Source organism: Nonomuraea sp. NPDC049129 (genome assembly GCF_040648495.1).
GTDB lineage: Bacteria > Actinomycetota > Actinomycetes > Streptosporangiales > Streptosporangiaceae > Nonomuraea.
This window is the reverse complement of sequence record NZ_JBEZDU010000002.1, coordinates 1-12,497: the sequence shown is the minus strand read 5'-3', so window position 1 is coordinate 12,497 and position 12,497 is coordinate 1. Positions and strand designations below refer to the sequence as shown.

Genomic DNA, 12,497 nt, shown 5'->3' with positions numbered 1-12,497 from the left:
GGCTTGCCGTAACGAAAGGCGACGGTTTATTGGTGTTCTGGGAAGGCGTTGATGGTCACGCGGTGCATGCGGCGGCGCTCCGTGTAGTCGGCGACCGCATAGTGCTGCGTCGGGCGGTTGTCCCAGAAGGCCAGTGTGCCCGGACGCCAGCGAAGCCTGAGCTGATACTCCGGCGACCGTATGTGGTCGATCAGCATAGGCAGCAGCGCCTCGTTCTCCCGGTCGGACAGCCCCACCAGCCGGGTCGTGGACGCCCGGTTGACGAACAGCGCCTTGCGGCCGGTCTCGGGGTGTACCCGTACCACGGGGCGTTCGAGCGGCGGCCACTTCGCCTGGACCTCCGCCAGGTCGAACGGATGCCCCTTGGAGATGGCCTTCTTCATCGACATCGTGATGTCGTGCACCGCCGTGAGCTCGTCGCAGAGCCGCTGCAGCGGCGGGGACAGCGTCTCATAGGCCAGGTACGTGTTGGCCCAGCACGTGTCGCCGCCCACGCTCGGCAGCTGGACGCAGCGCAGCAGCGACCCCATCGGCGGCGTCGGCTCGAAGGTGTTGTCGCTGTGCCATTCGTCGCCACCCTCCCCCTTGGGGTCGGTCTGGTCGAGTACGTGGATCGGGCTGGCGCTGTCCTTCTTGAAGGCCGGATGGTTGAGCGTGCCGAAGTTCAGGGCGAACTGCAGGTGCTGCTCGTCGTCGATTTCCGCGTCCCGGAAGAACAGCACGAGGTACTTGAGCCAACCGGCCCGCAGGGTCTCCACCTGTTCCTGGGACAGCGGCTTGCGCAGGTCCACGCCTGTCACCTCGGCGCCGATGTGCTTGGTCACGGGATGGAATTCGATCATGACGCCTCCGGAAGCGAGTCTGCCGCCTTCATTTCCGAACGTAAGCCCCAAGCAATTGCTTGGTCAAGCGCACTATTACGGACCGGCGCGGCCGATGCGTCGCGGGCACTCAACTTTCTTCGGCACAATGTTCGACATGGCCCGACGTACGACTGCACCCCCACCCGAGGACTTCGAGGAGCGGATCGTCGACATCGACGTCTCCTCGGAAATGCGCGCAAGCTATCTCGAGTACGCCTACTCGGTGATCTATCAGCGCGCGCTGCCCGACGCGCGCGACGGTCTCAAGCCCGTGCAGCGGCGCATCCTCTATTCGATGAGCGAGATGGGCCTGCGTCCCGAACGCGGCCACGTCAAGTGCTCGCGGGTGGTCGGCGACGTGATGGGCAAGCTCCACCCGCACGGCGACGGCGCGATCTACGACGCCCTCGTCCGGCTGGCGCAGCCGTTCTCGATGCGCCTGCCCCTGGCCGACGGCCACGGCAACTTCGGCTCCCCCGACGACTCGCCGGCCGCCATGCGTTACACCGAGGCCAGGCTGGCCCCGGCGGCCATGCTGATGGTCGAGTCGCTCGACGAGGACACCGTCGACTTCAAGCCCAACTACGACGGGCAGGAGACCGAGCCCACGGTCATGCCGTCGGCGTTCCCCAACCTGCTGGTCAACGGCACGACCGGCATCGCGGTCGGCATGGCCACCAACATGGCGCCGCACAACCTCGCCGAGATCGTGGCCGCCGCCCGTCACCTGATCAAGAAGCCCGACGCGGGGCTCGACGAGCTCATGCGCTTCGTGCCCGGCCCCGACCTGCCCACGGGCGCCTCGATCATCGGTTTGCAGGGCATCCGCGACGCCTACGAGAGCGGCCGCGGCACCTTCCGCATGCGGGCCAAGTGCAGGGTCGACCAGATCACGCCGCGCCGCAAGGGCCTCGTCGTCACCGAGCTGCCCTACAACGTCGGCCCCGAGCGCGTCGTCGCCAAGATCAAAGAGCTGGTCACCAGCAAGAAGCTGCAGGGCATCGCCGACCTCAAGGACCTCACCGACCGGCACAAGGGCCTGCACCTGGTCATCGAGATCAAGAACGGCTTCATCCCCGAGGCCGTGCTGGAGGAGCTCTACCGGCTGACGCCGATGGAGGAGACCTTCGGCATCAACAACGTGGCGCTAGTCGACGGCGAGCCGCGCACGCTGGGCCTGCGTGAGCTGCTGCGCGTCTACGTGGAGCACCGGCTCGAGGTCGTGCGCCGCCGCTCGGAGTTCCGCCGCCGCAAGCGCGAGGAGCGCCTGCACCTGGTCGACGGCCTCATCATCGCGCTGCTCAACATCGACGAGGTCATCCAGGTCATCCGCACCTCCGACGACTCGGCGCAGGCGCGCGCCCGGTTGATGGAGGTCTTCGACCTGAGCGACATCCAGGCCGCCTACATCCTCGACACGCCGCTGCGCCGCCTGACCCGCTTCGACAAGCTGGAGCTCGACCGCGAGAAGCAGACGCTCTCCGACGAGATCGCCGAGCTGACCGGGATCCTGTCCTCGGACGCCCGCCTGCGCCAGGTGGTCTCGGGCGAGCTGGCCGACGTGGCCAAGAAATACGGCACGCCGCGCCGTACGGTCCTGCTGGAGGCGTCGGGCGTGACCCGCACGGCGGCGGTGGACCTGCAGGTGGCCGACGACCCGTGCCTGGCGATGCTCTCCTCCACCGGGCTGCTGGCCCGCACCTCCGACGCCTCGCCGCTGTCGGGCGGCGACGAGCGATCCGCGCACGACGTGCTGGTCTCCGTGGTCCGCACCTCCGCCAGAGGCGAGGTCGGCGTGGTGACGTCGGCGGGCCGGTTGATCCGCGTCGCGGTGGTCGATCTGCCCACGCTGCCGCCCTCCGCCAACCCGCCGTCGCTGTCGGGCGGCCATCCCGTCTCCGAGTTCGTCGCGCTCGAACCGGACGAGACGGTCGTCGGGCTCGGTTCGCTCGACCCCGACGGTCCCGGCCTGGCGGTGGGCACCGCGCAGGGCGTGGTCAAGCGGGTGGTCCCCGACTATCCGGCCAACCGCGACGACTTCGAGGTGATCACCCTCAAGGAGGGCGACACCGTGGTGGGCGCCGTGGAGCTCGAATCCGAGGAGCACGACCTGGTGTTCGTCTCCTCCGACGCGCAACTGCTACGTTTCCCGGCCTCGCAGGTACGCCCGCAGGGACGTCCGGCGGGCGGCATGGCGGGCATCCGGCTCGACGACGCGGCCCGGGTCATCTGGTTCGGCGTGGTCGATCCGTCGCGTCCGTCCCAGGTGGTGACGGTGGCGGGCTCGTCCACCGCCCTGCCGGGGACCCAGGTCGGGGGCGGCAAGGTGTCGGACTACGCGGAGTTCCCCGCCAAGGGGCGGGCCACCGGCGGAGTCCGGGCCCAGCGCTTCCTCAAGGGCGAAGACGTGCTGCTGCTGGCCTGGGCGGGGCCCGCGCCGGCCAAGGCGGTGTCCTCGGTGGGCAAGCCGGTGCCGCTGCCGGACGAGATCGGGCGCCGCGACGGCTCGGGCGTCCGCCTCACCAACACCATCGGGGCCGTCGGCGGCGCCCTGGCGGCAGGCCCGGCCGACGACTCGGCCGAACCCGCTCAGCCGGAAGACGACTAACGTGCGGGCCGCCCGGCCTAGGACAGCCGGGCGGCATCACACAGGTTGACGGGGGTTGTTATAAATCGCTCCCGTGACACGATCCTCTCTAGGAGAGAGCGCTCTCTCTGCTCTTGGGAGGATCCATGTTCCGATTAAGGACCCCGCTGTGGGCGGCGGTGGCCCTGGTGGCCGCGCTGGTCACCGCACCCCCGGCTCAGGCCGCCGCGGAGCCGCTGACCGTCACCGACTTCGAGGCCACGACCCTGCCCGCGGGCGTCTCCGCCTGGGGCAACGACGCCGCCTCGACCCCGGCCCTGACCGTCGAGCCCGACGCGACCCGGCCCGGCGCCCCCGCGACCAACCGGGTGCTCAAAGCGGTCTACAACGTGAGCCAGTGGGGCGGCTGGTCCCACGACCTGACGACCGCCCAGGACTGGTCCGCCTACGAAGGGTTCTCCTTCTGGGTCAAGGGCACCGGATCCGGGCAGAAGGTGTTCTTCGAGATCAAGGACGGCGGCGGCGGAGCGGGCAGCTCTGAGCTGTTCGAGTCGTCCTTCACCGATGACACGGCCGGATGGCGGCAGGTGCAGGTGCCGTTCTCCGGCTTCACCCGCCGCGGCGACTACCAGCCGGGCGGCGCCCCCACCGACGGACAGCTCGACCTGGTCGCCATGTGGGGCTACTCGATGCGGCTCCCGGCCGCCTCCGGCACGCTGCTCTGGGACGATGTGCAGGTCTACGGCACGGCCCCGCCCCGGCCCGTACGCCTGGCCACGGACAAGCCGGTCTATCCGGTGAACGAGAAGGGCACGGCCGAGGTACGCGTCTCGGTCACCACCGCCACCGGCGGCCCGCTCCCCGCCGACCTGGCCGTCGGCTACCGCACCGGCACCGGCACGGCCACCCCCGGCCAGGACTACACGCCGGTCGAGGGCACGCTGACCTTCCCCGCGGGCACCGCCTCGGGCTCGGCCAAGGCGTTCACGGTCAAGACGCTGGCCGACGGCGCGGCCGAGGTCGCCGAGACCATCCCGATCGAGCTGTCCGGCACGGGCACCCGGCCCCCGGCCGAGGCTCCGGCCATCGTGATCAACGCGCACGGCCTGCCGTACCTCGACGCTCGTAGGCCCGTAAAGCAGCGGGTCGCCGACCTGCTCGGCCGGATGAGTACCGAGGAGAAGGTCGGCCAGATGACGCAGGCCGAACGCGGCGCGCTCGGCTCGCAGAACGACATCGCCACCTACCTGCTCGGCTCGCTGCTGTCGGGCGGCGGCTCCACCCCGGCGACCAACACGCCGAAGGCGTGGGCCGACATGATCGACGGCTTCCAGCTGCGCGCCCAGCAGACGCGGCTGCAGATCCCGCTGATCTACGGCGTCGACGCGGTTCACGGGCACAACAACGTGGTCGGTGCGACGATCTTCCCGCACAACGTCGGCCTCGGCTCCACGCGCGACGCCGACCTGGTCGAGCAGGCGGGCAAGGTCACGGCGAAGGAGGTCAAGGCCACGGGCATTCCGTGGGACTTCGCGCCGTGCCTGTGCGTATCACGGGACGACCGGTGGGGACGCGCCTACGAGTCGTTCGGCGAGGACCCGGCACTGGTCTCGCGGCTGACCACGATCATCGACGGTCTTCAGGACAACGGGGTGCTGGCCACGGCCAAGCACTACGTCGGCGACGGCGGCACCACGTACGGCTCCTCGACCGGCGACTACAAGATCGACCAGGGCGTCACCCAGCTCACCAGGGAACAGCTGGCGGCCATCCACCTGGCGCCCTTCGCCGAAGCGGTCAAGCGGGGCGTGGGCAGCGTCATGCCGTCGTTCTCCAGCGTCGACTTCGGCCAGGGGCCGCTCAAGATGCACGCGCACAAGGAGCTGATCACCGACGTGCTCAAGGGCCGGCTCGGCTTCAAGGGCTTCGTGATCAGCGACTGGCAGGCCATCGACCAGATCCCCGGCGACTACCCGAGCGACGTGCGTACCTCGATCAACGCCGGGCTCGACATGATCATGGTGCCGTACGCGTATCCGCTGTTCACGAGCACGCTCAAGGCCGAGATCGCGGCCGGAGGGGTGCCCATGGCGCGGATCGACGACGCGGTCTCCAGGATCCTGACGCAGAAGTTCCGGCTCGGCCTGTTCGAGCACCCGTACGCCGACCGTTCCGGCATCGGCGACGTCGGCTCGGCCGCCCACCGCGCGGTGGCCCGCACGGCCGCCGCGAAGTCGCAGGTGCTGCTGAAGAACGAGGACCGGCTGCTGCCGCTGCGCCGCGACGCCAAGGTGTACGTCGCCGGATCCAACGCCGACGACCTCGGCAACCAGAGCGGCGGCTGGACGATCACCTGGCAGGGCTCGTCCGGGCCCATCACGCAGGGCACCACGATCCTGTCGGCGATCCGTGGCCGGGCGGCCTCCGTCACCTACTCGGCCGACGCCTCCGCGCCGCTGACCGGGCATGACGTGGGTGTCGTGGTGGTGGGAGAGAAACCGTACGCCGAGGGCCAGGGCGACGTGGGCGTCAACGGGCACACGCTCGACCTGTCGGCCGGCGACCGGGCCGCGATCGACCGGGTGTGCGGGGCGATGAAGTGCGCCGTGCTGGTCGTCTCCGGCCGCCCGCTGCTGCTGGGCGACCTGTCCAAGGTCAAGGCGCTGGTGGCGTCGTGGCTGCCGGGCACCGAGGGCGCCGGCGTGGCCGACCCACTGTTCGGGGCCGTGCCGTACACGGGGCGGCTGCCCTTCACCTGGTTCCGTACGGCGGAGCAGGTGCCGATCAACGTGGGCGACGCGACCTACGACCCGCTTTACCCGTACGGCTGGGGGCTGCGCACCGACCGGGCCCGCGACCGGCTCAAGGCGGCCTACGACCGGCTCTCCGGCGGTGACGGAGCCTCCAGGGCGGCTTCGGCGGCGCTGCTGGTGGCGCTGCTGGGCAACAACTGGCACGCCGACGGCTCCGTGCGGCAGACCCGCGTCGTGCTGGGGGCGATCGGCACGGCGGCGGCGCTGCTCGACCGTTCGAAGACGGACGCGTACGCGCAGGACGACGCCGTCGTCTCGGTGGCCAGGGACATCGCCCAGGCCACCGGCGGACGGCCCGACCTGCAGGCGTCGGCCGACCATGAGCTGGCGGCCGGCAACGTACACAAGGCGGTGGAACTGCTGACACAGGCGGCCCGCTGACATAAGGCGGTGGGCTGCTGACGCAAGGACCGGCTTCTGGCGCCAGCACGCCAGAAGCCGGTCCACTCGTCTGTCAGACGTCCCTGCAGAGGCAGAACGTGTGGCCTGCCGGGTCGAGGAAGACGCGGAAGGAGTCGTCATCGCTCGGCTGGTGCTCGTGCTTGGTGGCGCCGATCTCCAGCACCTGGGCCTCGGCCTTGTCCATGTCGCTGACCGTCACGTCGATGTGCATCTGCTGGGGATGCTCCGCACTGGGCCAGACCGGCGGCCGGTAGTCGTCGACGGCCTGGAAGGCCACCCGCGCGGGCGGGCCTCCATTGGTGACAACGGCCCACTCCTCGTCGGACCCCTCCAGGATGGGCCAGCCGAGCAACCGCGAATAGAACTGGGCCAGCTCCATCGGATGGGCACAATCGAGGACCGTGGTCCGGAACTCCGCGATGCCGTTCATTACTTACCTCCGAGACTCTCATACCGATGACCACCGACGGTTTCGTCGGGGCCAACAGCGACAATGGATGCCATGGCTGCCAACTCGTTCATGGTCCCACTCGGTTCTCCAGCGCCCGATTTCCATCTGACCGCGATCCACGGCGGCAGCGTCTCGCTCGCGGATCTCAAGGATTCGCCCGCCATCCTCGTGGCGTTCCTGTCGAACCACTGCCCCTACGTACGGCACATCGAGCGCGGCCTCAGCACCCTGGCCACCGACTACGGCCCCAGACTGTCGATGGTCGCCATCTGCAGCAACGACAGCGTGAACTACCCCGATGACGACCCGACACACCTGGCCGAGCAGGCGGCGCGGGCGGGCTTCCCGTTCCCCTATCTGCTCGACGAGACGCAGGAGACGGCCAAGGCGTATCGGGCGGCGTGCACGCCTGACTTCTTCCTGTACGACGCGTCGTTCCGGCTGGCGTACCGCGGCGAGTTCGACGATGCCCGGCCCGGTAATTCCGTACCGGTGACGGGGGCCTCGTTGCGCGCGGCGATCGACGCCCTGTTGGCGGGCGACCCGGTGAGCGAGGAGCAGAACCCGTCACTCGGCTGCGGCATCAAGTGGAAGCCAGGCAACGCGCCCGCCTGACCCCTGCCAGATGTCAGGCGCGGGTGGCGGTGGAAGCCAGGTGAGCACGCCGGCCTGACCCCTGCCGGACGTCGGCGGAAGTGGTGATGGGACGTCAGGCGGAGGTCGCGATGGCGGCCGGCAGGGCGAGCAGGAGTTCGTGGGGCTCGCCCTGCCAGCCCCGGATCAGCCGGAAGCCGGCCTCTCCGGGGTCGAAGTCGTCACAACCCAGCGGCCCGAAGCAGCCTGCCTGGTCGAGCAGCACGATGAGCGGGTCGTCGTCGGGCAGGCCGCCCGCGTAGGCGGCCGCGTCGAGGAGCGCCAGCGCGCACCTCGCGTTGAGGCCGTCGTCTCGGGTCTCCACACGGTCGAGGCGGCGCCAGGCATGGGTACGCAGGTACGCGGCGAGCGATTCGGACCTACTCACGACAACCTTCTTCGATCACACATGGGGCTGTTCATACGTTGGGCTACGACATCATCACGCAAAGTGAGTGTCGCGCGTGGGACCTTGGGCAACTTCCGCCGTGTCGCCACCCCGGGAACCGCTACGAAACGGACGTGAGGAATCATCTGTCACATGAGCCAGTTCGATGACCTGATTTCCGCCAATGCGAAATATGCTGCTAAATTCCGGAATTCCGAACTGACCGGCCGGGCCGCTCGCGGACTCGGCGTCGTGACCTGCATGGACTCCCGCATCGACCCCCTTGGCCTGCTGGGCCTGAAGGCGGGCGACGCCAAGATCCTGCGGAACGCGGGCGCGCGCGTGACGGACGACGTCCTGCGCACCCTCGTCCTGGCCGTCTACCTGCTCGGCGTAGAACGCGTCCTGGTGATGCCCCACACCGACTGCGGCATGTCCAAGGTCACCGACACCGATGTGTACGAGCTCACCCAGCGGCACGGGGTCGACACCCGCAGTCTGGAGTTCCACACCGTCCCCGACCAGGACGCGGCCCTGCGCCATGACCTGACGCGGATCCGCTCCTCGCCCTTCCTGCCGCCGGGCCTGCCGGTGAGCGGCGCGATCTATGACGTGCACACGGGCAAACTGCTGCCGGTCGACCTGGTATGACTCTCCGCCTAACCCGATAACTCTACGTTTTGTGAGAAATATCGCACCAAAGCGATCCCCCACTTTGCCGTGCTGTTACCTGTGATATCCCTGTGACCCGTCGGCGATCTTGTCGCCGCGACAGAAACGGGGATGTCATGTCAACGATCAATCCGGCACCGCCTAACGATCGGTGATCGTCGCCGGGGGCCAGTCCCCCGCCCGACGCCCTGAAGTCAGCGCATTTCGTGCGCTACTCCACACCCATCGATCGTTAGGACATTGATTTTGCGTAAGTCTCTCAACCGTTCCATGGGCCGCCTGGCCCTCGGGCTCAGCGCCGTGACCGTGCTCACCGCCGCCACGGCCATCCCGGCTTCGGCCGCTCTGGCCGCCACCGGCCAGAGCGCGGAGGACGTCGCGTCGGCCCAGGCCGCCGCCGACGGCAAGCCCGTACCCGTGCCGAGCCTGTCGGACGAGTCCAGCACCACCGTCGCCAACCCCGACGGCAGCTTCACCGCGACCATCACCTCGGGCCCGTCCCAGGTGCAGCAGAACGGCCAGTGGGTGCCCATCGACACCTCACTCGTCGCCGACGGCGCGGTACTGAAGCCGCGTGCCTCACGTGCCCAGGTCGAGGTCTCCAACGGCGGCGAGGGCACGCTGGCGAAGATGACCGACGACAACGGCCGCGTGTTCTCGCTCAAGTGGCCAACCGCGCTGCCCAAGCCGGTCGTCAAGGCGAACGTCGCCACCTTCACCGACGCGGCGGGCCCGGGGGCCGACCTCGTCGTCACTGTCCTGCCGACGGGATTCCGTCACGACGTCGTTCTGCGCGAGAAGCCCTCCGGTCCGCTGGAGCTCCGCATTCCCGTACAGACCGAAGGCGTCGATCTGTCCGAGTCGGCCGACGGCCGCCTTCTCCTCACCAGTACGGCCGGCGACAAGGTGATCGCCGCCGGGCCGCAGCCGGTCATGTGGGACTCGAAGGGTCACGGCAAGCCCCGCGGCGACTCGCTCTCGAAGATCGACACCACGGTCGAGACGCAGAACGGCACCAAGGTCCTCGTGCTCAAGCCGGACGCCAAGTTCCTGGCGGACCCGGCGCGCGTCTACCCGGTGACCGTCGACCCGGTGATCACGCTGCCGAGCGTGACGGACACCGACGTCGCCACCTCCTGGGCCTCGCACCCCGGTGACCCGATGATCATCGCGGGCACGATGCCCTGGGAGAACGGCCAGGGCGGCGACGTCATGCGCAGCCTGGTCAAGTTCGACACCCACAAGCTGACCGGCAAGCGGGTCATCTTCGCCAACATGGCGATGTGGAACCTGGAGACGAACGCCTGCGGCCTCCGCGTAGGTTCCGGCCTCACCGCCCAGCGGATCACCAGCTCGTGGGACGAGACCGACCTGAACTGGGACAACAAGCCCACCACCACCACAGAGGGCCAGGCGACGAACCGCGCGGGCCGCGGCCGCACCTGGACCGCACCGTGCGCCGGGGGCGCCGGCTACCTGTCGTGGCCGGTGACCACCATGGCCAAGGCGTGGGCCTCGGGCGCCGCCAACTACGGCGTACAGCTGAAGGGCGCCGACGAGACGGAGGCCACCAACTGGCGCGCCTTCGCCGCGTCGGAGAACAAGGACGAGGGCGTCAAGCCCCCGACCCTGACGGTCATCTACTGGCGCTGACCATCACCTGAAACCCCGAAGGGGGCCGGGCTCCCCCCGGCCCCCTTCGGCATGTCCGAACGAACTCGGCGCGTGGGGACACGCTCGGCCTCCGGACGGGCTCAGCGTGCCTGGAGGAGTCGAGGGCGGGGGTGTCAGCTCGTCGGGCCGGAGCGCATCTGCTCGACCTCGTCCTGGAACACGGCCTGCGTCTTGTTCATGAAGTCGGTGATCACCTCAAGCTGCTCATCGCTGTAATCACTCAACGAAGCCCGCCACGCCTTGATCAGCGGTGTGAACACCGGCGCCACATCCACCGCCGCCCGCTCCAGCACGAGCGTCACCACGACCTTCCGCCGATCGGCGTCGTCCCGCTCCCGCCGCACATATCCCACTGCTTCGAGCCGATCGATGACCCCGGTGACGGACGCGGTGGTGATCCCGGCCCGCCGCGCCAGTTCGCTGGCCGTCAGGGCTCCTTCACTCAACAGGTTGAGGCAGTGGAGATCGGTGGTGTTGATGCCGATGCGCCCCGCAGCCGCCTGACTCATCGAGACCGAAAGCACGTTGGTCTTGCGCAGCGCTTCGAGCAACGCGGTCACCAAGGTCGCACGTCTTGACATCGCCCACCAAATTCTCTAGCTTTTCAAATATCTAGGAAAACTAGAGATAAGCATCTCTAGCAACTAGCCAATCGGAAGGATATCCCGATGAAGGACGTCGTCATGCGCCTGTACGACGAGGTACTCAACCAGGGCAAGTTGGAGGTAGCCGACGAGATCATCGCCAGCACCCTCTCCACCGCCCCCAACGACCCACCCGGCCCGGAACGCGTCAAGCAGATCTCCACCCACATCCGCTCAGCCCTCCCAGACATGCACTTCGACATCCAGGACATGATCGCAGAAGACAACAAAGTTGCCACCAGGTGGATCTTGAGCGGCACCCACACCGGCACGTTCTTCGGCGTCCCACCAACAAACCAGCCCGTGGAGATCAGGGCCTGCGTCATCTTCGAACTCAAGGACAACCAGATCACCAACCTGTGGCCAGTCCTGGACACCAGCACCTTGCGCCCCACCTGACAACAGACCGAACCCCTCCCCGGTCCCCGCCCGAATCCCGGGCCCCGGGTCTCGCCTGTGTTCCAGCCCCGACACCGGACTGGCCCCCGCCCCGCACCCCGGGCCCCGCCTGCGCCCCAGCCCTGCCCCGGCCTGGTCCTCAGCCCCGGCCTCCGCCCCGGTCCAGCTCCCGGCGCCACCCCTGCCTGCGCCCCCAGCCTGACCTCGGCCCCGGCCCCGGCCTTGGTCCCGGCCTCGGTCCCGGTCTCGGTCGGTCCCGGTCTCATCCCAATCCGGCCCCGCCCCGTCCCAAATCCCATCCGATCCCGATCCCGATCCCGGCCCCGGCCCCGGCCCGGCCCCGATCCCGATTCCGATCCGTGACGTCAGCGGGCACCACCCACGAGGACATCTCCCAGCCGACGTGATGTGGTCGAAACGACCGGACCTGGACGGACCGGATGGGAGCGACCGAGCCTAGACGGAGCAGACCCGGGCTGCGGGGCGCGGGCTAGGCCGGGCGCGCTGAGCGGCCCAGGCTGGGGCGCGATGGGACCGGGCGCGCTGGAACCGGGCGCGCTGGCCGGACCGGGGCCGAGAGGCGCGATCGCTCGGCGTGCCTCGACGCTGACCGACTTGTCAGACCTGGGCCTCAGTCCGCTGTGCACGATCAACGGAATGCCGCCAACGCCACCGGCTGCCACTTCCGCCACGTGGCAAGTCGTTCCTCGTACTCGGCCGCGACCGGCTCCAACGACTTGCCGAAGAAGATCCGCGCCGGCGGGTCGTCGGTGTCGGCCAACTCCAGGATCGGCCCGCGGGTCGCCCTGGGGTCACCGAGGTCCCACGCGATTTCGGCGCCGGCGCGGACCTCGGCGTAGTCCGGGTGCTCGGCACTAGGGCCTGTATGGAGTTCGGATCTTTAGATCGGTTGAAGGCTTCGGATCCACAAGATGGCTCCGCGTAGGTGGAGCCCGGCGAGATAGCTTTCG

The 12,497-nt window shown here is 69.0% G+C and carries 11 protein-coding genes; 6 read left to right on the top strand and 5 right to left on the bottom strand.

Annotation, left to right across the window (positions count from 1 at the left end):
- Positions 1 to 26: 26 nt before the first annotated feature.
- Positions 27 to 842 carry a TauD/TfdA family dioxygenase gene (locus AB0B64_RS05095; protein WP_357940329.1) on the bottom strand — a complete coding sequence of 272 codons (816 nt, stop codon included), beginning with the start codon at positions 840 to 842 and terminating at the stop codon, positions 27 to 29.
- Between the two features lie 127 nt (positions 843 to 969).
- On the opposite strand from AB0B64_RS05095, the gene AB0B64_RS05090 reads away from it, so the two are divergent.
- Both AB0B64_RS05090 and AB0B64_RS05085 read left to right on the top strand, forming a co-directional pair.
- Complete coding sequence (locus tag AB0B64_RS05090) at positions 970 to 3,471, top strand: DNA topoisomerase IV subunit A (protein WP_357940327.1); 2,502 nt, start codon at positions 970 to 972, stop codon at positions 3,469 to 3,471.
- A 125-nt stretch (positions 3,472 to 3,596) separates the two neighbouring features.
- Positions 3,597 to 6,644, top strand: coding sequence for a glycoside hydrolase family 3 N-terminal domain-containing protein (locus AB0B64_RS05085; RefSeq protein ID WP_358174824.1), 3,048 nt, complete (start codon positions 3,597 to 3,599; stop codon positions 6,642 to 6,644).
- Between the two features lie 73 nt (positions 6,645 to 6,717).
- Here the strand turns inward: AB0B64_RS05085 and AB0B64_RS05080 are convergent, their stop codons facing one another.
- Entirely contained in the window at positions 6,718 to 7,095 is a 378-nt protein-coding gene (locus AB0B64_RS05080) for a VOC family protein (protein WP_357940323.1), read from the bottom strand.
- A gap of 72 nt (positions 7,096 to 7,167) precedes the next feature.
- Between AB0B64_RS05080 and AB0B64_RS05075 the strand changes: the two genes are divergently transcribed.
- Positions 7,168 to 7,731 (top strand): thioredoxin family protein, encoded by a 564-nt coding sequence (locus AB0B64_RS05075; RefSeq protein WP_357940321.1) that lies wholly within the window; start codon positions 7,168 to 7,170, stop codon positions 7,729 to 7,731.
- 94 nt (positions 7,732 to 7,825) lie between these two features.
- Here AB0B64_RS05075 and AB0B64_RS05070 read toward each other — a convergent pair whose 3' ends face one another.
- A complete protein-coding gene (locus AB0B64_RS05070) occupies positions 7,826 to 8,137 on the bottom strand; it encodes a hypothetical protein (protein WP_357940319.1) in 312 nt (103 codons plus the stop codon).
- Between the two features lie 153 nt (positions 8,138 to 8,290).
- Here AB0B64_RS05070 and AB0B64_RS05065 point away from each other — a divergent pair, with 153 nt between their 5' ends.
- Together AB0B64_RS05065 and AB0B64_RS05060 are read left to right on the top strand one after the other, a co-directional pair.
- Positions 8,291 to 8,788, top strand: a complete 498-nt coding sequence (locus tag AB0B64_RS05065; RefSeq protein ID WP_357940317.1) for a carbonic anhydrase — start codon at positions 8,291 to 8,293, stop codon at positions 8,786 to 8,788.
- Positions 8,789 to 9,055: 267 nt separating this feature from the next.
- A complete protein-coding gene (locus AB0B64_RS05060) occupies positions 9,056 to 10,462 on the top strand; it encodes a DNRLRE domain-containing protein (protein ID WP_358174821.1) in 1,407 nt (468 codons plus the stop codon).
- A gap of 134 nt (positions 10,463 to 10,596) precedes the next feature.
- Here the strand turns inward: AB0B64_RS05060 and AB0B64_RS05055 are convergent, their stop codons facing one another.
- On the bottom strand, positions 10,597 to 11,043 hold the full coding sequence (locus AB0B64_RS05055; protein ID WP_357940313.1) for a MarR family transcriptional regulator: 447 nt from the start codon (positions 11,041 to 11,043) through the stop codon (positions 10,597 to 10,599).
- 108 nt (positions 11,044 to 11,151) lie between these two features.
- On the opposite strand from AB0B64_RS05055, the gene AB0B64_RS05050 reads away from it, so the two are divergent.
- The gene (locus AB0B64_RS05050; RefSeq protein ID WP_357940311.1) at positions 11,152 to 11,526 is read left to right on the top strand and encodes an ester cyclase; all 375 of its coding nucleotides are present in this window, start codon (positions 11,152 to 11,154) and stop codon (positions 11,524 to 11,526) included.
- A gap of 649 nt (positions 11,527 to 12,175) precedes the next feature.
- Here AB0B64_RS05050 and AB0B64_RS05045 read toward each other — a convergent pair.
- Positions 12,176 to 12,307 (bottom strand): hypothetical protein, encoded by a 132-nt coding sequence (locus AB0B64_RS05045; protein ID WP_358174818.1) that lies wholly within the window; start codon positions 12,305 to 12,307, stop codon positions 12,176 to 12,178.
- Positions 12,308 to 12,497 lie beyond the last annotated feature (190 nt).

Bases quoted from the DNA above. Each gene is read 5' to 3' on its own strand.
- AB0B64_RS05085 (WP_358174824.1), top strand. From the start codon at position 3,597: ATGTTCCGATTAAGGACCCCGCTGTGGGCGGCGGTGGCCCTGGTGGCC.
- AB0B64_RS05075 (WP_357940321.1), top strand. From the start codon at position 7,168: ATGGCTGCCAACTCGTTCATGGTCCCACTCGGTTCTCCAGCGCCCGAT.
- AB0B64_RS05095 (WP_357940329.1), bottom strand. From the start codon at position 842: ATGATCGAATTCCATCCCGTGACCAAGCACATCGGCGCCGAGGTGACA.
- AB0B64_RS05080 (WP_357940323.1), bottom strand. From the start codon at position 7,095: ATGAACGGCATCGCGGAGTTCCGGACCACGGTCCTCGATTGTGCCCAT.
- AB0B64_RS05090 (WP_357940327.1), top strand. From the start codon at position 970: ATGTTCGACATGGCCCGACGTACGACTGCACCCCCACCCGAGGACTTC.
- AB0B64_RS05050 (WP_357940311.1), top strand. From the start codon at position 11,152: ATGAAGGACGTCGTCATGCGCCTGTACGACGAGGTACTCAACCAGGGC.
- AB0B64_RS05065 (WP_357940317.1), top strand. From the start codon at position 8,291: ATGAGCCAGTTCGATGACCTGATTTCCGCCAATGCGAAATATGCTGCT.